The 23,834-nt window shown below is 39.7% G+C and carries 11 protein-coding genes, 1 tRNA gene and 3 pseudogenes; 9 read left to right on the top strand and 6 right to left on the bottom strand.

What is annotated here, in order from left to right:
- Nucleotides 1-193 precede the first annotated feature (193 nt).
- Together JCM10512_RS04065 and JCM10512_RS04060 are read left to right on the top strand one after the other, a co-directional pair.
- Entirely contained in the window at nucleotides 194-1,378 is a 1,185-nt protein-coding gene (locus tag JCM10512_RS04065; RefSeq protein WP_044160658.1) for a DUF418 domain-containing protein, read from the top strand.
- 915 nt (nucleotides 1,379-2,293) lie between these two features.
- A complete protein-coding gene (locus tag JCM10512_RS04060; RefSeq protein ID WP_052517089.1) occupies nucleotides 2,294-3,262 on the top strand; it encodes a DUF6624 domain-containing protein in 969 nt (322 codons plus the stop codon).
- Nucleotides 3,263-3,358: 96 nt separating this feature from the next.
- Here the strand turns inward: JCM10512_RS04060 and JCM10512_RS04055 are convergent.
- Nucleotides 3,359-3,442, bottom strand: a tRNA-Leu gene (locus JCM10512_RS04055).
- Between the two features lie 162 nt (nucleotides 3,443-3,604).
- Between JCM10512_RS04055 and JCM10512_RS04050 the strand changes: the two genes are divergently transcribed.
- Nucleotides 3,605-4,687 carry a mannose-1-phosphate guanylyltransferase gene (locus JCM10512_RS04050; protein ID WP_044160656.1) on the top strand — a complete coding sequence of 361 codons (1,083 nt, stop codon included), beginning with the start codon at nucleotides 3,605-3,607 and terminating at the stop codon, nucleotides 4,685-4,687.
- Between the two features lie 80 nt (nucleotides 4,688-4,767).
- Here the strand turns inward: JCM10512_RS04050 and JCM10512_RS04045 are convergent, their stop codons facing one another.
- The 3 genes from JCM10512_RS04045 to rpsO all read right to left on the bottom strand — a co-directional run bounded on the left by JCM10512_RS04045 (nucleotide 4,768) and on the right by rpsO (nucleotide 7,490).
- Nucleotides 4,768-6,417 carry an AMP-binding protein gene (locus tag JCM10512_RS04045; RefSeq protein WP_044160654.1) on the bottom strand — a complete coding sequence of 550 codons (1,650 nt, stop codon included), beginning with the start codon at nucleotides 6,415-6,417 and terminating at the stop codon, nucleotides 4,768-4,770.
- Nucleotides 6,418-6,430: 13 nt separating this feature from the next.
- On the bottom strand, nucleotides 6,431-7,006 hold the full coding sequence (locus tag JCM10512_RS04040; RefSeq protein ID WP_044160652.1) for a helix-turn-helix domain-containing protein: 576 nt from the start codon (nucleotides 7,004-7,006) through the stop codon (nucleotides 6,431-6,433).
- 214 nt (nucleotides 7,007-7,220) lie between these two features.
- Entirely contained in the window at nucleotides 7,221-7,490 is a 270-nt protein-coding gene (gene rpsO / locus JCM10512_RS04035) for a 30S ribosomal protein S15 (protein WP_044160650.1), read from the bottom strand.
- An 814-nt stretch (nucleotides 7,491-8,304) separates the two neighbouring features.
- Between rpsO and JCM10512_RS25025 the strand changes: the two are divergent.
- Together JCM10512_RS25025 and typA are read left to right on the top strand one after the other, a co-directional pair.
- Nucleotides 8,305-12,424: pseudogene (locus JCM10512_RS25025) on the top strand (hybrid sensor histidine kinase/response regulator transcription factor).
- A 65-nt stretch (nucleotides 12,425-12,489) separates the two neighbouring features.
- Nucleotides 12,490-14,283: pseudogene (gene typA, locus JCM10512_RS04020) on the top strand (translational GTPase TypA); the annotation flags it as partial.
- An 84-nt stretch (nucleotides 14,284-14,367) separates the two neighbouring features.
- On the opposite strand, the pseudogene JCM10512_RS04015 reads toward typA, so the two are convergent.
- Nucleotides 14,368-15,013: pseudogene (locus tag JCM10512_RS04015) on the bottom strand (nitroreductase family protein).
- An 84-nt stretch (nucleotides 15,014-15,097) separates the two neighbouring features.
- On the bottom strand, nucleotides 15,098-16,405 hold the full coding sequence (locus JCM10512_RS04010) for a MutS-related protein (RefSeq protein ID WP_044160648.1): 1,308 nt from the start codon (nucleotides 16,403-16,405) through the stop codon (nucleotides 15,098-15,100).
- On the opposite strand from JCM10512_RS04010, the gene JCM10512_RS04005 reads away from it, so the two are divergent.
- Genes JCM10512_RS04005 through JCM10512_RS03990 form a run of 4 tightly spaced genes read left to right on the top strand, consistent with a single transcriptional unit; the run spans nucleotide 16,404 to nucleotide 23,796 of the window.
- Entirely contained in the window at nucleotides 16,404-16,913 is a 510-nt protein-coding gene (locus JCM10512_RS04005) for a hypothetical protein (protein WP_044160646.1), read from the top strand. The two genes, JCM10512_RS04010 and JCM10512_RS04005, sit on opposite strands and share 2 nt — an antisense overlap.
- Nucleotides 16,914-16,951: 38 nt before the next feature.
- Entirely contained in the window at nucleotides 16,952-19,090 is a 2,139-nt protein-coding gene (locus JCM10512_RS04000; protein ID WP_044160644.1) for a hypothetical protein, read from the top strand.
- A 13-nt stretch (nucleotides 19,091-19,103) separates the two neighbouring features.
- Nucleotides 19,104-23,468 (top strand): DUF6443 domain-containing protein, encoded by a 4,365-nt coding sequence (locus JCM10512_RS21170; protein ID WP_052517088.1) that lies wholly within the window; start codon nucleotides 19,104-19,106, stop codon nucleotides 23,466-23,468.
- On the top strand, nucleotides 23,443-23,796 hold the full coding sequence (locus JCM10512_RS03990) for a hypothetical protein (RefSeq protein ID WP_044160642.1): 354 nt from the start codon (nucleotides 23,443-23,445) through the stop codon (nucleotides 23,794-23,796). Before JCM10512_RS21170 ends, JCM10512_RS03990 begins: the two co-directional genes overlap by 26 nt.
- Nucleotides 23,797-23,834: the final 38 nt, after the last annotated feature.

Here is a 23,834-nt window from a genome sequence, read left to right as displayed (position 1 = left end):
TAACAAAAAAAACAAACACAATCACTACCAAACACTTATCTACAAAAACACAGAAACAATACCAAACGGACAAAGCCCTGAATGGTCATATTTTATCGTTTATTGAATAGGTATTTCCCGGAAAGATGAAAAGTTTATGATAAGTTTGCACCGCAAACAAAAGACTATGTTACACATTTTAAAAACTTAAAACATGAACTCTTCTACTACGCCAATCAAAAATAATCGCATAGAAATAGCAGATGTATTACGTGGCTTTGCGGTAATGGGAATCACCCTTATTCATTTTATCGAACGGTTTAGTCTCAATAGCTTCCCTGAAGAAACCTCCAACTTCCTATTGTTTACGGATAGGATAATCTGGGACGGTGTTTTCTTCACTATTTCCGGTAAAGCGTACTGCATCTTCGCATTGCTTTTCGGATTCAGCTTTTTTATTCAAGACAACTCACAAAAAGTAAAAGGGAGTGATTTCCGTGGTCGGTTTGCCTGGCGGTTGGTATTACTCTTTTTAATAGCCTGTGTCAATTCGACTTTATTTCCCGGTGAGATATTGATACTTTATGCATTACTTGGTTACGTATTGATAGCGGTATGTCGCCTTTCTACTCGTACAGTCGCTATTATAGCGGCTATTCTTTTGCTACAACCGCTTGAATGGGGACAAATAGTCTATGCGCTCATCAATCCCGATTATGTTATGAATGCGCAACTCGATGCACCCTATTGGGAGATAGTTAATACAGTTCAGAAAGAAGGTTCTTTCCTCGAAATGTGCAAGACGGCCATATGGACGGGTAATGTTGCTAATATGGGTTGGATGATATTGCATGGAAGGGTTACTCAAACCGCAGGACTGTTTATGGTAGGTATGCTGATAGGGCGTAGCAATGCGTTTCCCTATTCAGAGAAGAATATAAAAATGTGGATTAAAACATTCATCCTAGCTGTCATAGCCTTCTTCCCGCTTTATGGTTTGGCGGCTACACTTCCCGACTTTATAACTCGAGAGGCACTACTCGCCCCTTCTGTCCTTCTATTTAAGTCACTTGCAAATATTGCATTTACAGGTATCCTGTTCGCAGGGATAATACTTGTTTATTACCTGACAAAGTTTAAAGATATCCTTCATCGATTAGCACCCTATGGACGTATGAGTTTGACAAACTACCTATCGCAGTCCTTGATCGGGGGATTCTTGTTTTATAATTGGGGACTGGGACTTTACCAGCACACCGGTATTACAGTATGTTTTCTTATCGGCATAATCGTATTCTATTTGCAATACTCTTTCTGTCGTTGGTGGCTTCGTTCACATCGCCAAGGCCCGTTGGAATGGTTATGGAAAAAGGCAACTTGGGTTAAAATCGGAAAGTAAATAGAATCAGCGCAAGATATACGGGAAAACTTAGTTATAACTCGAAAGGAGTCAATCGGTATCGAATGAAGGTTCCCCTCAACTTGTGACCTCAGGGCATCCGTTACTTACTCGCCCACAAAAGTTATTTTTGCGATATAATCTATCACCGATCAACCATAGTCAACTTATCTGAGCGATAAGAAAGAACAGAGACAAGTAAAGAAACTCTTCTTGAAAAGCTCTTTTAGGTAATACCCTTTGGGGTTTTTCATGGTAGCTCTTCCTGAAAACAAGTAGTGAATTTGGTTGTGCCACCGCAGTGTCACAGCTGTGACAACGCCTTGGCAAAGTTGTGCCATCGCAGTGGCACAGTCGTGCCAACCACTTAGAACTTTGTGACACTAAGGTACATTCGGGTGATCATGGGTAGTTACACCTTCAAGCTACTGGCACCTTTTCAAGTTACCTTGCACAAAAATTAAAAAAAGAACCTTGTTTTTATAAATTAGCTTTCATTTCTCACACAGGTTGCCTAATGGGTTGTATAGTAGTAAGTAAAGTGCTAAGATGTACTTGCGTGGGAGGGCAACAGATTTGTAAAAGCTAAAATGATGTCACAAACTCTCCGAGAAAATGAAGCCCTGTCTAATGCGAAATACAGCTTAAAATGATGAGAGATCCCTGAAAAAGCATGAGAGATACACCCAAAAAGGGGTGAAAATGCGGGAAAACAATGAGAGATACCCCTTTTCAAAAGTATCTCTCATCGTACAATCTACTGAATCATTGACCATTAAGTAAAAAGCAATGAGACCATGAGAGATAAAATATTTTTTCTTGTATGTAGGGGAGGATGAATAAAAGTAAAGGTTTTAAAATATAGAGCGAAAGATTTCGGGAATACTTAGTAAATTTGCATGCAAAATAGTATGTATGAAAAAGATATTTTCCTGTTTGTTAGGACTCTTGGTCTCTCTAGTGAGTTTCTCTCAAAATTCTCTCTTTGAAGAATTAGTGAGGAAAAGTTTACTCTATTTTGAACAACATGAACTTCAGAAGTTTGAGGAAGTATATCCTTCTTTGTACATAGCATATTTAAAAGCCAACATACCATCATATCAAGAAGCAGTCGATGCCGCAAATGATGGAAATACCGAACTTGCGATTTCTCACATAAATGAACTAGTTGATGAAGACCTCTTTATAGACGAAATAGAGAACGATGAAAACTTTACAGCTCTTCACAAAAACAAAGCGTGGAGTATCCTGCTCGAGAAGGTTCAATCTATCAAAGATAGTTACAACGAGAAAATACGTAAAGAACTAAAGGAGGTGCAAAATCGTGATCAAGGAATTAGGCTTCTTTATCTGAACACTAAGAATGATTCATTGAAGAGATCCCTGCATAGCTATATGAAAACGGTTGTTGATCAAGATTGCTCAACAAAAATAGGTTCAATTCTGGACAAATACGGATGGTTAAGTGCGGATAAAATTGGCAGTGAGGCGAATGAAACCTTATTTTTAGGTATCCAACATGTCGATAACCTTATCGTACAAGAGAAATATCTTCCTATGTTGAGGAGTGCTGTTGAGCAGGGAGATGCGGATGGATGGCATTTGGCATTTCTTACAGATAGGATACTAATGAATCAAGGCAAAAAGCAAATATACGGAACGCAGAAAATTATTTCAAGTGATCCCGAAAAGTCATATATTATTCCTTTGGAAAACCCGGATAAAGTTGATGAATTAAGAAACAGTATGGGATTACCTCCCTTGGAAGAAGAACTTAAAGAAGAAGGAATTAGCTGGAATATAGAAGAATATAAGAAAAATTCAGCTGTCATAGAAGAGATGTATAGAGAGTATCACGAAAGAACAAATAGCAAAGAGCGCTAAGAATTATCATGGAGAGAAGATAAGGGACTTTCTTCAATTTGTCTCTTGCTAAAAAGATGAAGCCCTGATCTTCTATTAAAGATCAGGCTTCTAAAGTACCCAGACCCGGGATCGAACCGGGATGGAAGTGAATCCACTGGTGTTTGAGACCAGCGCGTCTACCGATTCCGCCATCTGGGCATCATTGATTTCTCAAATGCGGTGCAAAGATATGGCTTTTTTTTTAAACCTGCAATAGCTTATCAAAAAAAAGGAGAAAAAAATCACAAAACATCCCATGAGTTCTTCCAAGTTCAGAGAATTAGCCGTACATTAGCAGAAACTTTAAAATGAATCACAATCATGACAAATAAAGATAATTATTGTGTGATTATGGGTGGCGGCATCGGAAGCCGTTTCTGGCCTTTTAGCCGCAAAACGTTACCTAAACAATTCCTCGACTTCTTCGGCACCGGGCATTCTTTACTACAGCAAACTTTTCAACGCTTCCAAAAAATAATTCCAACTGAGAATATTTTCGTTGTAACCAATGCCATGTATGCAGACCTCGTAAAAGAACAATTACCGGAACTGGATGAGAAACAAATCCTACTGGAACCGGCCAGAAGAAATACAGCTCCTTGCATTACCTGGGCCTCCTATCATATCCGTGCACTCAACCCCAATGCAAACATCGTTGTCGCTCCTTCGGATCATTTGATCTTGAAAGAAGATGAATTTCTAGCCGCAATTGAAAAAGGATTGGAGTTTGTAACTCACTCTGAGAAACTACTAACACTTGGAATTAAACCAAATCGCCCGGAAACAGGGTACGGATATATTCAGATCGATGAACCGGAAGGCGATAATTTATACAAAGTAAAAACATTCACGGAAAAACCGGAACTAGAACTAGCTAAGGTATTTGTAGAAAGCGGAGAGTTCTACTGGAATGCCGGACTTTTTATATGGAATGTGAACTCAATTATCAAAGCTACCGAAGAGTTATTACCGGAACTGACTGCCAAGTTAGCCCCCGGCAAGGATCTCTATGCTACGGATAAAGAAAAAGCATTCATCGAAGAGAACTTCCCGGCTTGTCCAAATGTATCAATCGACTTTGGAATTATGGAAAAGGCAGACAACGTATACGTAGCACTAGGAGACTTCGGATGGTCTGATCTCGGAACTTGGGGCTCCCTTTACGATCACTCGGATAAGGATGCGGAGGGTAACGTTGTGCTAACTTGCAATTCACTCATATACGACGGCAAAAACAATATTGTAGCACTTCCTAAAGGGAAGCTGGCAGTCATTGATGGGTTGGAGGGATATCTGATCGCAGAATCAAATAATGTATTGCTAATCTGCCGGAAAGATGAAGAGCATGCAATCCGTAAATATGTAAACGATGCGCAGATACAGTTAGGAGACGAGTTTATTTAAAACAATAGTCACTATATAAAAAGGACGGCGAATATTGCAACCAATATTCGCCGTCCTTTTTATATAGTGAGCATCAATCCCTAAATGATTTCAATTCCCTGCTCCTTACACAGTTGCAATCCCAGGTCTTTTAGCTTAAACTTTTGAATCTTTCCACTTCCGGTCATCGGAAATTCATTCACAAAAAACACATGCTTCGGTATTTTATAACGAGATATCTGGTTCCTGCAAAAATCCCGAACGTCCGATTCATGCAGTTCCGCTCCGTCTTGCAGGATGATAAACGCGCCAACGACTTCACCGTACTTTCTGGAGGGTACGCCAGCCACTTGCACATCTTTCACTCCTTTAAGTTTGTAGAGAAACTCTTCAATCTCGCGAGGATAGATGTTCTCCCCTCCCCGAATAATCATATCTTTAATACGCCCGGTGATACGATAGTTTCCATCGGCATCTTTAACGCCCAAGTCGCCCGAATGCAAGAAGCCGTTTTCGTCAATGACTTCAGCGGTTGCCTGATCATTCTTATAATATCCTTTCATGGTATTATAACCCCGGCTGCACATCTCTCCCTGCACACCGACCGGACATTCTTCGCCCGTTTCCGGATCGAGAACCTTTACTTCGGTAAACTCGAACTCATGTCCCACCGTATTGCAACGTACATCAAATGAATCATCAATGCGTGTTGCCGTCATACCGGGCGATGTTTCAGTCAAGCCGTATACACTGGTAACCTTCATATACATCTTCTCTTCCACCTGCTTCATTAACTCGACCGGACAAAGTGAACCGGCCATAATCCCCGTACGAAGGCAGGACATATCAAACAGATCGAACATCGGATGATGCAGTTCGGCGATAAACATGGTCGGAACTCCATAAATAGCGGTACAACGCTCTTTATGCACAGAAGCCAATACCACCAGCGGATCGAAACGCTCCACCATTACCTGCGTACACCCATGTGTAAGACAGTTCATAGTTGCCAATACGACGCCAAAACAGTGGAAAAGGGGCACACAACAGCAGAGTTTGTCATCCGCCGTAAACTTCATATGTTCCCCCGTTAGGAAACCATTATTAGCTATGTTGTGATGGGTAAGCATTACGCCTTTAGGAAAACCGGTTGTTCCGGATGTATATTGCATATTTACCACATCGTGGCAACAGACTTGACTCTTCAACTCATTCAGATGATCTTCGCCCACATTATTACCCAGCAGAAGAATTTCGGAGGTGTTGTACATGCCTCGGTGCTTCTCTTGCCCAACGTATATAACGTTCCTCATATGCGGAAAGCGTTCACTGCGCAAATGACCACGCTCGCAACTCTTCAACTCCGGTAGCATATCATTGGTCATTTGCACGAAATCGCTGTCCTTTTCGCCATTTACAATGCAAAGTGTGTGCATATCGGAATCCTGGCATAAGTATTCCAGCTCAGCTTGTTTATAATTGGTATTTACAGTGACATACACAGCTCCAATCTTGGCACAAGCATAGAGCAGCGTCAACCAATCGGGTACATTGGCTGCCCAAATCCCGACATGAGTTCCACGTTCTACACCAATAGCGATAAGGCCTTTCGCCAAATCATCGACCCGGTGATTAAACTGACTCCATGTAAAACGGAGATTCCGGTCGGAATACACGATATATTCTTTATCAGGGGTCTCTTTGGCCCAATGTTCTACCCACTGGCCCAGAGTACGATCAAATAATTGCATGGATGTAGTTATATTAAATAGGCGTATAGATTACAGCTAATATCTTGGCGGCCTGCCCTTCGTAGGCATGCACATGATGAGGTACAATCGAATCATAGTAAATACTATCGCCCTCTTCCAACAGGTAGGTGTTTTTGCCGTAACTGATTTCCATCACGCCTTCCATGACTATAATAAACTCTTCGCCTTCATGTGATGAAAGTACGAAGTCGCTATTGACTGTCGGCATAACGTCGATGATGAAAGGTTCCATGTGCCGATCCGCCTTCGATTTGGAAAGCGAGTGGTACTCCATATGCTTACGCGAGTGAATAGCGTTATTAGAGAAGCTAATCGCATCTTTGGCTTCCGTCTTACGACAGACAACCGGTCCCACCTCATCCTGGTCATCCAAAAAGGTACCTAACCGAACTCCCAATACACGCGCTATTTTAATAAGAGGTGCTAAAGAGGGAATATCTATATTATTTTCAATACGTTCAATCTGTTCGATAGCTAGTCCCGAACGCTCGGCCAACTCTTCGATGGTTATCGACTTATCTTTGCGAAGAACTTTAATCTTCTCTCCTACAATTTTACTAGCATCCATATTGATAGTCTTTTAGTTGTCAAAGGTTATGATTTATAATTAAGTAGGCGCAAAAATAACAAATTCTTCACACCAGAACAATAATAAAGAGGAAAATATACCAAACTCCCCCAAGAAGGAATATCGAGTAATCCGAAACAGCCTTAAAAACCAAAGAGCCGACCTTCTATTAAAAGAAGGCCGGCTCTTTCGAATCTTGTTAGCAACAAGCGGATTACTTACGCAATCCAAGTTCTTTGATGATCGCACGATATCTTTCGATATCTTTTGCTATCAGGTAGTCAAGTAAGCGACGACGCTTACCTACTAACATTGTCAAAGCTCTTTCAGTACTATAATCTTTTCTGTTGAGCTTCATGTGCTCAGTCAGGTGAGAAATACGGTATGAAAACAAAGCTATCTGCGCCTCAGTTGAGCCAGTATCAGTGTTAGACTTTCCGTACTTTCCGAAGATTTCTTGCTTTTTAGCTGCATCTAAATACATAATTCTTAGATTTTTTGATATATAAATTTTATTAAGCGGTTGCAAAGATAAGTATAATCTTCCATAGTGCAATGATTTAGAGTGATTTATTTTCCGGACAAAACGTATGGGACAGTTCTAGAGATTTCACTTCTCGTAGGATAGCCCATAAAAAGGCGAAGACTAAAACCAAGTAGTCGCTACTACCTAGGTTTTAGTCTTCATTCATCGCATTAAGGATAGGTCTCTTCAATATACTTCAAGGCTTCTTGTTCTATAATTACGTTTAAACTATTCAATTTTCACTCCCATGCAATACATTATATATATCTTATAAAATACCTATTAGCATCATCAAAGTCAGCTCGCTATCTGCTTTGTTTTTCAATAAGACAAAGATAAGCTCTTTCTGTTTTACAGAACATTGGCGAAATTATCTTTATTAAGCGGTTATTTAAGCAAAACACAAAAAAGTTCATTTCGTGAAAATATCATCTAACAATTCGGCAAACATGGGAGAAATAGTCAAACAGCAAAACTACTCAAGTTGACCATCAACAACCTCTAGTCGCAATATAGGCCATCAGAAAGGGGGTGTTTAATTCAAAAGGGAAAATCGAGCTACCAAATGAGAATAATTAAAATACCATCTTTTTCCTGCTAATCGGTGAAATTGCTTTACGAAATATACCGTATTTTCAGGTTGATTATACAAACAAATATGCTATATTTGTGCAGGTAGAGACAAACAAACAAATACAGAAAAGCTGGTTTACTGCGCATAAGGCGCTTCTAAGTTAGGGAAAGGCAAAACGAATCTTTATATAAATGACATATGAGACTACTAATAATCACCCTATTGCTTTGTATTTGCTCAATTGCAACACATGCGCAAAACTACTTCCGCCAATCCGGAATACAATTACTCACTCAACAAGAGGGATTAAGCAATAATACGCTGACTGAAATCCATCAAGATGAAGAAGGTTTTCTCTGGCTAGGAACAGATGTTGGCCTGAGCCGTTATGACGGTATTCGCTTCCACAACTACAACCTAATAGATCGAGAGCCTTATTCAATAGCCAGTATCGACGAAACATCCGACAGCTTATTGTGGTCGCAAATAGCCAACCGTGATGAGATTACTTGTTTCGACAAAATGAAAGGACGATACAGGACAGTCAGTTCCTCCCTTTCAAAACCAATACTAGATATAGCCACGTTACATAAACAACTGTACGCCATTACTGCGGAAGGGCTGATAAAACTAAAGTTTCAAACGGATACAGACACCGGCAATATTATTTTAGGGGCAGACGGTGCTCCCCAAATCAAAGGGAATTTCCTCAAACTATATGGTTATGAGAATAGACTATGCTTGTTAACTCAGGATAACCGGATCTTGCTATACAACCCGAGAAATAAAACAAGCGAATACCTGAGTTGTGAACAACTAGGAATAGAAAATATCCATGCGATTGACAACATACATATATATAAAGATTATCTATGGATTTGCTGTCACTGGGCAGGAGTTATATGTTACAATATAAACACGAAGACATTCCGCAAGCTAAATCTAACAGAAAAGCAAAGTGAGTTTCAGAATTCCTACATACGCGATATCCTTCAGGTTGACAATAGGTCATTCATCATGGCTACGTGGACCACGCTCTTGAAAGTAGACTTTGATAACCAAGACTACCTCCAGTCGACTTATCGGATCACCAATCTGGTAGAAAACAATCCGTATTATGTACCGATCATCCGGAACAAGCTTACTAAAATACATTTCGATAAGAAAAACTGCGTACTCTGGGCAGGTACTTTCGGAGGAGGTTTGCTTAAACTAAACCTCAAAAAAAACAGCATTCAGCGCATTCGCCTGAATAATGAGATAAAAACAATCAATGGCATCACACAGGACGCCAATGGGTATATCTGGTTGGCAACAGATCGGGATGGTATCTACAGAAGCAATGAACAGAAATTCTCTCCCGACCTGCATTTCAGCAGATGGGAACAAGGAAAACGCAATAGTTATTCTTGTATATACAAGGATAACAACGGTCATTTGTGGCTCGGTGATGAGAATGGGGAGATCTCACGAATCGATCCAACGACCCGTGAGACTGTTTATTTCCATCCTAAACCTCACGGGACAAAACAAAAAGGATGCGCTATCCTTAAGTTATTTCTCAGCTCCCGCAACAATCTGTGGATCGCGACAAAAACCGGGCTGTTAATCTATGACTTCCAGACTCAAACGTGTTTGGCAAATATGATTTACACAAACGCAACCGGTAAAATAACAGCGATATGCGAAGATGCTGATGGAACCATGTGGTTGGGAACAGAGAAAGGCTGAATTGCGCCAGACGGGAAGGTGAACATATTAAATTAACCGCAGGCTATGAAGCGAAGATCGGCATGACACCCAAAAAAGTATTGGCTCTTTATTTAAATAACTACAATCAGCTTTTTGCTTCCTATGCCAATAACCTTATGCAAATTGATGGCAAAGAAAAGAAACTTGTATCGACTTTGATCTTACAAAAAAACCTACTCAACGGACACGTGTCATGTATGATCGATGACCAAAATGGAAATACTTGGCTAGGAACCAACTCCGGCATTATCACCATAAATAATAAGAATAACCTGTCCTACACATACGCCTTCCCTGAAAGTTTCTACGATGTATGCCAACTGAACAATGGCAACCTTCTCTGGGTCAGTTCGACAGGACTGTTTTATTTCGATCCTTATGTATTAAAGAAGAATTCAAGTAATCGCCACCTATATATATCAGATATAGGTGTCAATTATCACAAAGTAAACATCGGCGATGAGCTAAATGGACAGATTATTCTGAATAAGCCATACACTTGACAGATCATCTATCACTAAATTACAAGAATAATAATTTGATTGTTTATGTCAGCGACCTGATGTATAATACTTCACCGAATCAAATCAGATATCGCTTACTGCCGAGAGACAAAGAATGGAATTTGAGTGACAATGACCAGATCAGATTGGCTAACATAGAACCTGGCGACTATGTATTGGAAATAAGCCCATTGCACCCCGTGGAAGGCAACGAGCAAATAACCCGACTAGCTATCACAGTCAATCAGCATTGGGGTACAACCGGATGGGCTATTGCCGGCTACATACTGATTGGAATTATTTTGTTCCAACTAGCACGCAATTACGCCAACCGCAAAATGCTAAAACATCAGATACGCAAAAATGAGGAAGTGCAGCTTCAAGAAAAACTAAAAGAAGAAACCGGAATAAGAAAAGAAAAAGAAGAGAGAATCCAAATACGCAATAAGATCAGAGACTCATTGGAGCACGAGCTTCGTTCTCCACTATCTCTCATTACCGCTCCCCTGAAAGATATGGTGAGTGACCCAAACTTGCCTAAAGTGTTTCTTCCTACAACTCAGATAGCTTATCAAAGCTCAATCATGCTGCAGAATATTTGCCAACAGTTGTTCGATCTTCACCAACAGGAAAATGATGATCTGAAACTGAATATAGCCTCCTATTCAGCCAGAAGCATAGCCGACGAAGTAATCCGATCTTCTTTTGAGTTACTCTGTTCGGACTCAATCAAGCTGCATTATGACAAAGACTCTGAAATAGCTCCGGAGATATGGATTGATCGACAAAAAATAGAGTTCATCCTTCGAAACATTCTGTCCAACGCCTGCCGGCACATTTCGTTCGCCGGCTCAATCTGGTTTACAATAGATACCAGCACGATTAACGGAGAGAATTACTGCTTGTTTACCATCAAGGATGACGGAACGCAAGGAATAAGAGAGACCCCGGGCAGCACACTCCTGACCACAGACCCTGAGCTATCGAATCATAAACGGCTGCATACCGAACTTGGCTTTGAGATCATGAAGCAAACAGCGTTAGCCCATCAAGGAAGCCTAACGGTCAAGCAAGAAAAAAGTACAGGTACGGAGGTTACGTTGTTTATCCCTCTCGGAAAAGAGCATTTCGAGAAACAGGAGCATGTTTCATTTATCGAACCCGAAACAATTGAGAAAGAATACCCCGCTGTTTTTTCTCCAACCAAAGCTCAAGTAGAACCGATCAGTAACGACCAGACCGATGAAACATCCGAATTGAGTCCTCGTACACCCTATAAACTTTTAATTATTGAGGATCATATTGACTGTCTACTCTATCTGCAAACAATGTTTGCTCCAACTTACACCGTCATCACAGCGGAAAATGGTGAGAAAGGGCTCAAGCTAGCACGCAAAGAGATGCCCGACCTGATCATTACGGATGTTGTTATGCCTGTTATGGATGGCTTTGAGTGCTGCCGACTTCTGAAAGAAGACGCAAAGACCTGCCACATACCAATCATCATGCTAACAGCTCTGGCAAATGACACGAATATCGTGAAAGGCTTGGAGCTCGGAGCGGATTATTATATGCTAAAGCCTTTCAATCCGGAGATATTACGCACAAAAGTGAAGCAACTAATCAAGGATATTGCATCTCTCAAACAACGATATAGCAAAATAGCACCTGCTTTGGACGGTAGTGGCGGACTGTCTGACGAAGAATCCAGAGCAGCCCTAACAGAAAACCCATTTATTGCCCGAATGCTATTACTGGTGCACGATAATCTGCAAAATCCAGATTTCAATGTTAAAAAGTTAGCAGAGATGTTGAATATGAGTCAGCCAACTCTTTATCGAAAAGTGAAGTTACTCACCAATTATACCATTATAGAACTGATCAGAGAGGTTCGATTAAAGTATGCGGCAGAGTTGCTTAGAGCCCGTAAATACAGTGTTCAAGAGGTCTCGGAGATGGTGGGATACAACGATACACCGACCTTTCGAAAGCATTTTGTTAGCTTCTACGGGACAACCCCCTCCACGTTCAATCAGAAGGAAGAGACCGAAGATAAAAAATAAACGGGGAGCGCCAAATCTTTTTTCATATAAAAATAGTACCTTTGCGACCAAATAATAGGTATTATATGCAAAACATTCGTAACATTGCAATCATAGCCCATGTTGACCATGGGAAAACGACGCTGGTTGACAAGATGCTTTTGGCGGGAAATTTATTCCGCAGTAATCAAAATAGTGGTGAATTGATTCTGGATAACAACGATTTGGAGCGCGAGCGAGGAATAACGATCCTATCCAAAAACGTTTCAATTAGCTATAAAGGTACAAAAATCAATATTATTGATACTCCGGGGCACAGCGACTTCGGTGGTGAAGTAGAACGTGTATTGAATATGGCTGATGGCTGTATTCTACTAGTCGACGCTTTTGAAGGCCCCATGCCCCAAACGCGTTTCGTATTACAAAAGGCATTGGAGATCGGCTTAAAACCCATTGTCGTTGTGAACAAAGTAGACAAACCGAACTGCCGTCCGGATGAAGTTTATGAAATGGTATTCGACCTCATGTTCAGCTTGGATGCAACAGAAGACCAGTTGGACTTTCCGGTTGTTTACGGATCGGCCAAGAATAACTGGATGAGCACTGATTGGCAAAAACCGACTGATAGCATTACTCCCCTATTGGACTGCATCATTGAAAACATACCCGCTCCCGAGCAATTGGAAGGAACTCCGCAGATGTTAATCACATCCCTGGATTATTCTTCGTATACGGGCCGTATCGCTGTAGGGCGTGTACACCGTGGCACATTGCGGGAAGGCATGAACGTTTCGTTGGTGAAACGTAATGGAAGTGCAGTAAGAGCAAAGATTAAAGAACTGCATGTATTTGAGGGACTGGGCCGTGTAAAAACAACCGCAGTTTCGTCAGGTGACATCTGTGCACTGATTGGAATCGAAGGATTTGAAATTGGTGATACCGTTTGTGACTACGAAAATCCGGAAGCTTTGCCACCAATCGCCATTGACGAACCGACAATGAGTATGTTATTCGCCATCAACGATTCACCATTCTTTGGCAAAGACGGTAAATTTGTAACCTCTCGCCATATCCACGACCGTCTGATGAAGGAGTTGGATAAAAACCTGGCACTCCGCGTTAGAAAGAGTGAGGAAGATGGCAAATGGATCGTTTCAGGACGCGGTGTACTCCACCTCTCCGTACTTATTGAAACCATGCGCCGCGAAGGATATGAGTTGCAAGTAGGTCAGCCACAAGTTATTTTCAGAGAAATAGACGGTGTAAGATGTGAACCGATTGAAGAGTTAACGGTTAACGTTCCCGAAGAGTATGCCAGCAAGATTATCGATATGGTTACCCGCCGAAAAGGTGAGATGGTCAAAATGGAGAATACAGGCGAACGGGTTAACTTGGAATTCAATATGCCTTCACGTGGTATTATTGGGTTACGTACCAATGTATTAACCGCCTCTGCCGGTGAAGCAATCATGGCTCACCGCTTCAAAGAATACCAACCTCACAAAGGAGAGATCGAACGCCGTACAAACGGTTCGATGATCGCTATGGAAGGTGGAACAGCTTTCGCTTATGCGATTGACAAATTGCAAGACCGTGGTAAATTCTTCATCTTCCCGCAAGATGATGTTTATACCGGACAGGTAGTAGGTGAACATTCACATGACAATGACTTGGTGATTAACGTTACGAAATCGAAGAAGCTGACAAATATGCGTGCTTCTGGATCGGACGATAAGACTCGCTTGATTCCACCCGTACAGTTCTCACTTGAAGAAGCGTTGGAATACATCAAAGAAGATGAATATGTGGAAGTTACTCCCAAAGCAATGCGTATGCGTAAAGTGATTCTGGACGAAACAGAACGTAAACGTTCCAATAAGACTAAGGTTATTCTACAGCATTATATAAAAAGGAGCGCCCCATTCATTATGAGGCGCTCCTTTTATATATGAGTAAATATAGGATCAATCGATATACTTCACTTTGGAAGCATCTCTCGGTTTAGCATCCGGTGTTTCGTTCGGATGGCCGAAAGCAATGCAATAGAGCAGTTGGTAACCTTCGGGAATATCCAATTTCTTCAAGTACTCAGCAGCTGCAGTTGGTATTGATGAAACGCACCGGGCCTCCCAAGCAACAAGAGCCGATTCCCATAGACCAAGCTGAAAGAATCATATTCTCTCCCATCAATCCACAATCGATCGGAGACATATCATAAGAAGTATCATTGGCGATAAAAACAACAGTCGGCGCATTACGGAACATATTCTTAAAACTTGGGCCTTTCTCAACGCCCGGGTTCTCTTTCTTGTAAACTTCGGTAATACCATCGAGGAATTCCGGATTATCAACCACGCGAACCGCCCATGATTGTTTATTCTGTCCGTTAGGAGCATTGATACCACAATCCAGAATGATCTGCATCGTATCACGGTTTACTGCCTGTGGATGATACTGGCGGATGCTTCGACGCGACTTCATCGTTTCAATTACCGCATTTTCTTTACTTTCATTGGCACTCGAGGCTTCATTTCCTTTCTGCACTTGCATGCCGCAGCTACAGAACAACAGCAGACTAACGCCTGCCAACATCAATTGGAGTCTTTTCATATTGCTTCGTTTGAGTAATGTTTCCTGCAAAACTAATGAAAAAGAGCCACCAAGGAGGTGTCTAGTTTCGAAAAAGAAGTTTTTTTATATTAAATCTTTCAGTTTAGTCTTCACCAGCCAATGCCCGACTTTCGTCTCTGAGATACCTTCAAGCAATTGATAAGAGCATATAAAGTTTTCTTGTTCAATCCTTGAATCCATATAGTAAAAGCAGCAAGTAGCATCCTTCTCGAATGTCTTTGCATATTCCAGTATATGAGTAGAGATCAAAAACGAGCAATTCCGGTACTTTTTTAGGAGGTTATTAACAGCTACCGACGACTCAAAAGCATCGTCCGCATTTGTTCCACGAAACATTTCATCAAGTATAATCAGACAACGTTTTCCGGTGGCTGCTTTTTGAAGTACTTCTTTGATCCGTAGAATCTCCGCCAAGAAATGGCTCCGCCCGTCACGCAGTGAGTCGGGAAGGTTTATGGATGTATAAATTCCATCAAAAACGGGACAGGTCATCGAGCGTGCCGGAACCGGTAATCCACAATGCGCCAACCACACAGCGAGCGTGATAGCTTTTAATGTAGTGGACTTTCCTGCCATGTTAGACCCGGTCAGGATGCAGATATTGCTGCCAGACATTTTCCAATCGTTACTCTTGGCGTCTTTTATAAACGGATGGGTGAAGTCGGATATCGAGAAGTTCATTGTTTCCACCATTTCCGGAGTACAACAAAAGTCTTTATTCTTTGCGACGCGGTGTGCCGTGTGGCATACATCTAACACATAAAGTTCCGCGAGCAGCGCTCGGATGGTTTCCAGACGAACACATCGAAATAGGTAGTCGTACTTATCCACAATATAATTAGATAGCAACTGTTTCTCATCGCTAGTCTGCAAAACGACTTCTTTCAGTTCACTGGCGTATATGGAATCGTGAATATGCTGCGCCATCTCTTGCAAAAGCAATGGCGCATTTTGGGGAGTCCCTTTTCGCAATATTTCTAATTGATGCAACAAACGGATTATTAAGTGAACGCCTCGCTTGATGATGTAGCGTTTCGGGTCCCTTCGAAAGATACGGTCGAATGTGGTAGCTAAGGAGAGCAGCCAATAGGGTCGAGAAATCTGATCCCGGTATTCTAAATAATATTCGATGAAGTCGAGTTCTTCTTCAGCCAAAGGTATCTCCGGCAGTTCCTGCCAGGCTATGGCTTCTTGCCTTTTTCGTATATCGGTTCTGTTATTCAGCGGAGAAGAAATCCACGCCTGCATCAAGCGTTTCCCTTTGGGGGTCTTCGTACCACCATACAAGGAAAAAAGTGGGTATCCATCATATTGCACTTCATCGATGCTTAAATCAGCTTTTGTCTGCTTATCAGTATCCAAGTATGTCATGATTTTGTGTATTAGATACAGCAAAAATAGTACTTTTAACAGGAAAGTAAGCAATCCTGAATATCGCCCCGATTTTTACGATCTTTACGGAGCGACAGGCCCTCAGCGAGTTCAAGATGCGACCAACAACCAATCTTTTATACACGGATTCCCACATAGTTCCATGAGGTTTCATCCTGCTACGTATCAAGATACGGAACATGATATCTACTCTTATAATTTGCCTTCTGGAAAAAGTGGTAAGTTTATATGGAAAGCTACTGGGAATAATGACAATGAATGGAAAGCATATACGATGCCCTATGAACCCATCATAGCTGCACCCGCCGGCATAACAGATGAGAATGGAGTACTCTATCGATTTGGAGAACAACAATTTGTGGATCACGATAAGAATGGGAATATAACCACATGGCACTTAACATCTATTATTTCTCAGAATAGGCAAGATGTTATACTTATAGACTATGTGCGTTGTGGGAAAATAACTAATGTAAGAGAAAATTAGTAACGATATGCGACCGTGCCTACCCTGGAAGACTTTATATGGTACCTAGGAGTGGTTCAACGGCCTATAATACAGATCCCGTAAACTGGTTCCTTGGTGAGAAATTATTAATGGGCTACTATAAGGAAAATATTGAAGGCGCTGATGGACACAAAGATATTCCTTACTCGATCCGTTCAATTCGTGTACAAAGTGGCGGAAAATTGGTATGCAGTGTTGTTTTCACTTACGATAAAACTATACTTAGTGGAGAGATCTATTTAAAAGAAATCCTTGTTAAGAATTCATTAAACCAACCTATAAGAAATATACAATTTACGATAAAGAAGAATACGAGGGGGGTGGGTTTTCTCGACAAAGTGTCATTTGTTGATAGTAAGCTAACTCCTAAGGAAGTATATACGTTTGATTATTACAATTGGCAGCATATGCCTGTGTGCGGGGATGGTTTATCATATAATTCTGACTGGTGGGGATTTTATTCATTAGTAGGCGGTTGGGCTTATTCCGGAAGATTAGATATAATTCCTCCTAATGGGGGAACGATTTCTCAAATGATAGGTAATGGAAGTAAAAATCCTCATTTTGTAAGTGCACTAACCGGTATGCTACAAAGTATAAAATATCCTACAGGTGGACAAACAAATTTCGAATATGAGAGTCATTCCTGGTATGATAGATCTAAACAAAAGCAGGTTGAATATGGTGGATTAAGAATTAAAAATATTATCAACAGTTCGCCATTAGATAAAACAAAAGTGAAGCATTATGAATATGAAACAGGATATGTTCCTTTTTATTTAGATCCTCCGGTTAACAAATGGATAGTTTCTCAAGTAGAGGTTGATTGTTATTACGCTTATGAACGTGCTGCGGTAATGCCTGCGGCAACTGATTATCTTATGCGTACTTTTCATAGTCATTTCCCTAGTCGGTATACCGATTTATCATCCAATATTGTTTGTTATAATCAAGTTACAGAATACGACAAAGATGATAAAGAAAACATTCTTGGCAAAACTGTTTATAAATACCTTCTACCTGACAGGGAAAGTTGTTCAAGGGGCTTCTATGAGGAAGTGAATGGTTACGAGAGGGAGTTTAATGGGTGGTTAGGCTTTCAGATTCGACACATAACTCCCAAAGATTTTTGGAAGAAAAATGAGCTTGGAGCTAAAATTTACTATAAAGGGGAAAAGAAGATAAAAGAGTATTTATATGAATATAAAGAATTTTACAAGGAATCTATTTATGATCTTCCTGTTTATAAATATAAAGAGTATAATATATTTGTCGATGAGCAGTCTACTGGTCTGACTAACGAGCGGAAAGAAATGCTAATGATTTTCAACTCTTTAAATGAAACTTATGCTATTAAACATCAAGAATATACAATAGGTGCGAAACGACTAGCAAAAGAGACGGAGAATACTTATTTTGATGATAAAACGATGCTTTCTATTGTGAAAGAAATGGAGTACGACCCCGTCTATTTGCTACCAGTGAAAGAGACTGTTATTAATAGTGACTTTAAAAGAATAGATACAAACTACAAATATCCGTTTTCTAGTTTGCAGGTTTATGATGAAGACGTATATGACAAAATGGTTTCAAGGAACTTTCTTACTCCGGTCATAGAGAGGCATGTTTATAAAGGGGAGGACTTTAGCAGCATAATAACGGAGTATAAAAAGTCAGGAAATGGATTTTATCCTAGTAAAGCGACTTATAGTGATTTTAATACTACCATAGTTTATCATAACTATACTTCAACGGGTAGGCCAATATATATAAGTAAAAACAACAATACTGAGAATGTAGTTTATCTTTGGTCTTATCTGCAACAATATCCGATTGCAGAAATCAAGAATGTGACTTATGATGAGTTATGCAATGCTTTGGGTGGTGAGATTTATATAAAAGAGTTAGCTAGCAAATCAGTGCCGAATACTTCTGATTACACCAATATTCGAAATATTCGAAATGTATTATCTCATGCACAAATCACAACTGCTGAATACCAACCGTTAGTGGGTGTTACTAAAACAACTGATCCGAAAGGATTAGCTGTGTATTATGACTATGATGCTTTGGGGAAATTGACGAGATCTTATATTATTCTGGATAATAAGCAGCGAACTCTAGAGCAATATGATTATCATTATATAAACCAATAAACCTCGTGAAATAATGAAACGTTATTTATTTACATTTATTATATTATTTGCTTCGACTCTTCTTGCGCATTCGCAAGAGTGGTGGGATGGAAATTATTGCAGCATTGGTTATCATTCTGTTTCATTCAATTTCCAGACAACGTTTGATGCGACCATTCGCGGGAAAAATAGCCCAAATAATGAAGTAGTCTTTACTTTCTACTTAGAAAGAGAAATGCGCATGACTTTTTCCAGCCGTAGTATATCCTACGACACATCGAAAGAGACTTATATCCAATTAGAAGGTTATTCTCGTGATTATCTTGAATATCCAGCTGATGATTACTTCGAGAAAACATTATATCCCGGGCGATATAGTCTAAGCGTAACTAAATCTGATGCGAAGAAAATGGTTGCCCTAAGCATTATTGGTAAATACAATGATCCGGCGTCCACTTTTCACGCGGGCTATTATAGAGAAGAATTCACCTATTCCAATACAAAAAACACGATAAATTACAGCGATAGTTATGGGTTGCCTAGTAGTGATGTCACATATAGTTTTACACTGCATAGTGCTTTTGATATAACCGTAAGAGCTACAAGTCCAAGTCTGAAAAATGTCAAGGCTTATTTACTTGATTCCTCTCGGAAGCTTATACTTAACACTAATGGGTCGCTTTATTATGACAATCTACCAATTGGCAGCTATTATGTGGTTGTAGAAGGTGTTGATAGAGATGGCGAGATTACAACAAATATTGAAGGACGATATCATTGTCCTGACTATTATAATGATATAGGCAGATTTAATAACTCTTTCGTGTATACTGAAAAAGAGCGGATGGATAATTACCCGGACGTTGTAGGTAATGAACTAGGGGATATTATCTATAGATTAGAATTAGCAACTCCCATGATCGTAAATGTTTCTCATGAAGGTTCTGGAGAACAACATACTGCCATTCATCTTTGGAATGTTGAGTTAAATAAAATTGCAGATAATATTGGAAATCCCTCGGATATTTCCTGCAGTAATCCCAATCAAGCATCTATGAAACTCATGTTGCAGGCTGGAGTATATTATGTTGTTTCCGAATCATTAGAAGCTTTTAATGATGATAATCTAAGGGAGATTGTCACAAACATAGAAGGAATCGCTCCAAATGAGATGCAAGGTGATAGGTCCCAAAACTATATTTATACCCGGACAATGACCAATAGTGAGGGTACTAACTTTATAGATAATATTCAATATTTTGATGGATTAGGGTATCCGAGAGAGGTGGTGCAACGAAAAGCAAGTCCTTTAGGTATAGACTTAGTTACATATCAGGAGTATGATAATTATGGACGTGAATCTAATACATGGTTGCCACGTGTCGGTACTGACGGGAGTGGAAACTTTGTTTCATTGGAAAAATTCAATAAGCTTTCCCCCGATATTTATAATGGTGATACTAAAGCTTATTCTAAACTCGTCTATGAAGAATCTCAATTGAATCGTATTATTGAACAGTATGGTGCTGGGGAGGATTGGCATATTCATGCTAAAAGTACTAAAACCGCTTGGAGGTCTAATATTTCTGGCAATGATACACTGAATTGTATTCTTTTTGAAGTCACCAATGAATATGAAAGAGACACCCTACTTGTGATAAAACGAGTTGGGAATTATGAATCAAATCAACTTCTAGTCACTCGTGTAGAAGATGAAGACGGGAACTGTATTTTTAATTTTGAGGATAAATTGGGACGGCTAGTGCTAAGTCGTCAAATGCTCGGAAGAGAATCCTTGGATACCTATTATCTTTATAATGCACGAGATCAACCTTTGGTGGTTCTTCCACCTAAGGCTGTAGCTTCAATGAAAGTCGATTCAAGAACGGAGTGGAATAGTGACGATGCCATTTTGCAGCAATATGCTTACTTGTATAAGTATGAGCCGTCCCGCAAAGCTCTTTGTTGTGCTAAAAAAATACCCGGTTGTTCTTGGATATTCTATTTGTATGATTGCAGCAGTCGACTTTTATTCACGCAGGATGGAAATATGCGTCAACGTGGCGAATGGATGTTTACGCTACCGGATGTATCAGGGCGGATATGCATGACAGGTATTTGTTATAACACATTTAATGTGTTTAGCTCTTCTATTTCGTCTAGGTATATTATTGTTCGTCCCGATGCCAATGCAGAATTTGGCTATTCTATTGCGAACGATTTCATTACACTTGAACGTCCAACCGTTTTAAATGTGAATTTCTATGACAATTACAATTTTGCTAATGTTCGGTTTTTAAATAATGCGGAATTATTGTACAACCAGGAGACTGGCTTCGATAGTCGGCATTATATCGATAATGCGGTTGGTTTACTGACTTGTAGTTTGACTGCTGCCATAGGAGAAAAAAGTGTCAATGATTATTTGGTTAATGTGATGTATTACGATTATCGAGGCAGGCTAGTTCAATCAAAGTCAACGAATCATTTAATAGGCGGTATTGAAAAAGAATACATAGCCTATGATTTTACAGGAAAACCTCTAAGACGTAAGCATGTACATGCTGTGCAAAACAAACCGTCACAAACCGAACTTTATACATATACTTACGATCACGTTGGCCGCTTGTTAACTACCACACATCAGTTGAATCAGGCTACTCCGGTTGTTTTGGTGAATAATAAGTATGATGCTATTGGACGGTTGAAATCAAATAGTTATAATGGTAACTCGAATCTGAAAACAGATTATGCTTATAATGTTCGTTCTTGGGTAAAGTCTATCACCAGCCCATTATTTTCTCAAATGTTATATTACAATGATACTCGCGCAGCAAATCCGAATAATATCTCTACTTATAACGGTGATATTTCCGGCATGGATTGGCGAGTGGTTGCAGGTGGAGACAATAAGCAACGTGGCTATAATTTCACTTACGATAACTTATCCCGATTAATGAAAGCGGATTATTTGGAGAATAATGTTGTCAGCACAAAATTTGGTACTGCTTATAACTACGATAAACATGGTAATATTGTGTCTTTATCGCGTAGTGGGAATTTAGGTACTACTACTTACGGTGTTATTGACGCTCTTACTATGTCTTATCGCGGAAATCAATTAGTTAAAGTAGAGGACTCGGCAGCTGCTCCAAGTCTTTCCATGTCTTTAGATTTTAAGGACGGTGCACATGAAGATATTGAGTACGCTTATGATGATAATGGTAACCAGATTAAAGATTTGAATAAAGGAATCACTACTATTGAATATAATTTATTAAATTTGCCAAGACGGGTAAGCTTTAGCGGGGTGAACAAGCCGGAAACTGAATATGTTTATTCTGCATCAGGTACTAAGCTATCAGTTATTCACCGTTCCTCTACAGAGAAGCGAACCGATTATGTTGGTAATATGATTTATGAGAATGGCTTTTTGAAGCGTATCTTGGTCGATGGTGGATATATTGAAAGTGGACAATACCACTTTTACCTCTGCGACCACTTGGGAAATAACCGTGTTGTGGCTAAGGCAGATGGCTCGGTTGTTCAAACGAATCACTATTATCCTTATGGAATGACATTTGCTGAGAGCACCTTTATAGATAAACAGCCTTATAAGTATAACAATAAAGAATTGGATATGGAGAATGGTCTGAATTTATATGATTATGAAGCTCGTCAGTTAGACCTAAGTGTTCCAAGCTTTACTACCATAGATCCAATGGCTGAAATGTATTATAATATAAGTCCTTATGCATATGTAGCAAACAATCCTATAAAGCACATTGATGAAGAGGGAAAATGGATTACGAATGTAATAGGTGGTCTAGTTGGTGCTGCTGTAGAGTATGGATCTCAAGTTGCTGTGAATGTCGCTAAAAATGGATTTAATTCGGATGCTTTTACTAAAAATATTGATTTTGTTGATATTGGTGTTGCCGCCGTTGAAGGGGCTATTACGAGTGGAGCTTCTGTAGCTAAGAATGTTGTTAAGAAAACAGCAGTTACAGTTGTAGCAGAGGTTGCAAAGAATACTTTTGATGTAAGCACTGATAATAATGGAAATCTTACAGGCAAAATAAACGATGCTAAAACAGTCGGAAAGAATACAGCAATAGGCTTAACAACAGATGTTATCACAGGGGGAATAGTTCCTAAAGGAAAAATTAATTCAAATGTAACAACAACATCAAACACTAAAGTCACGAATACTCTGAAAAGTGCAGGAGTAAATGGGAAGAAAGCCCATGAAACATCTAAAAAGATAGCTCCCGTTATAAATAAAACAGGAAATGCTGTTAGAAAAGAAACTAATGAGTTACCTCAAAAAATAGTATCTAGTACAACTTCCCAAGGTGTACAAACGATTGTTGATGAAAGAGAAAAGAAAAGAAATTAAGTCTATGAAAAATATATACAAATGGACACCTATTATTCTATTGTCAGGAGTTATTCTTGCTTTTGCACTTAAAAATACATACTACAATATTATTTTGAAAAAACGAGGAACTTGTGTAAAAGCAAAGGTATTTAATGTATATAGAGCAGGAAGAAAGGGAACTATGAATATTGAGTATGAATTTAAAGTTAACGATATAACTTATACTAACTCTGATATGGGTTCTGACGAAGTTGGTGATACTATATCTGTAGTATATCTTCCCAATGATCCGACAATTAATAGACCTAGTAATATTCTACATATTGATTGTAATAATCATAAATAAATTAACAGAGCCTACTTTATGGTAGGCTCTGTTAATTT

Source organism: Bacteroides reticulotermitis JCM 10512, assembly GCF_000517545.1.
In the GTDB taxonomy this organism is placed as follows: Bacteria; Bacteroidota; Bacteroidia; order Bacteroidales; family Bacteroidaceae; genus Bacteroides; species Bacteroides reticulotermitis.
The sequence above is the reverse complement of the archived record's forward strand: the minus strand, read 5'-3'. Positions and strand labels throughout refer to the sequence as shown.

What these genes read in the sequence shown, in the direction of transcription:
- JCM10512_RS04065 (WP_044160658.1), top strand. Translation starts at nt 194, where the DNA reads ATGAACTCTTCTACTACGCCAATCAAAAATAATCGCATAGAAATAGCA.
- JCM10512_RS04060 (WP_052517089.1), top strand. Translation starts at nt 2,294, where the DNA reads ATGAAAAAGATATTTTCCTGTTTGTTAGGACTCTTGGTCTCTCTAGTG.
- JCM10512_RS04050 (WP_044160656.1), top strand. Translation starts at nt 3,605, where the DNA reads ATGACAAATAAAGATAATTATTGTGTGATTATGGGTGGCGGCATCGGA.
- JCM10512_RS04045 (WP_044160654.1), bottom strand. Translation starts at nt 6,417, where the DNA reads ATGCAATTATTTGATCGTACTCTGGGCCAGTGGGTAGAACATTGGGCC.
- JCM10512_RS04040 (WP_044160652.1), bottom strand. Translation starts at nt 7,006, where the DNA reads ATGGATGCTAGTAAAATTGTAGGAGAGAAGATTAAAGTTCTTCGCAAA.
- rpsO (WP_044160650.1), bottom strand. Translation starts at nt 7,490, where the DNA reads ATGTATTTAGATGCAGCTAAAAAGCAAGAAATCTTCGGAAAGTACGGA.
- JCM10512_RS04005 (WP_044160646.1), top strand. Translation starts at nt 16,404, where the DNA reads ATGATTTTGTGTATTAGATACAGCAAAAATAGTACTTTTAACAGGAAA.
- JCM10512_RS04010 (WP_044160648.1), bottom strand. Translation starts at nt 16,405, where the DNA reads ATGACATACTTGGATACTGATAAGCAGACAAAAGCTGATTTAAGCATC.
- JCM10512_RS04000 (WP_044160644.1), top strand. Translation starts at nt 16,952, where the DNA reads ATGGTACCTAGGAGTGGTTCAACGGCCTATAATACAGATCCCGTAAAC.
- JCM10512_RS21170 (WP_052517088.1), top strand. Translation starts at nt 19,104, where the DNA reads ATGAAACGTTATTTATTTACATTTATTATATTATTTGCTTCGACTCTT.
- JCM10512_RS03990 (WP_044160642.1), top strand. Translation starts at nt 23,443, where the DNA reads ATGAAAGAGAAAAGAAAAGAAATTAAGTCTATGAAAAATATATACAAA.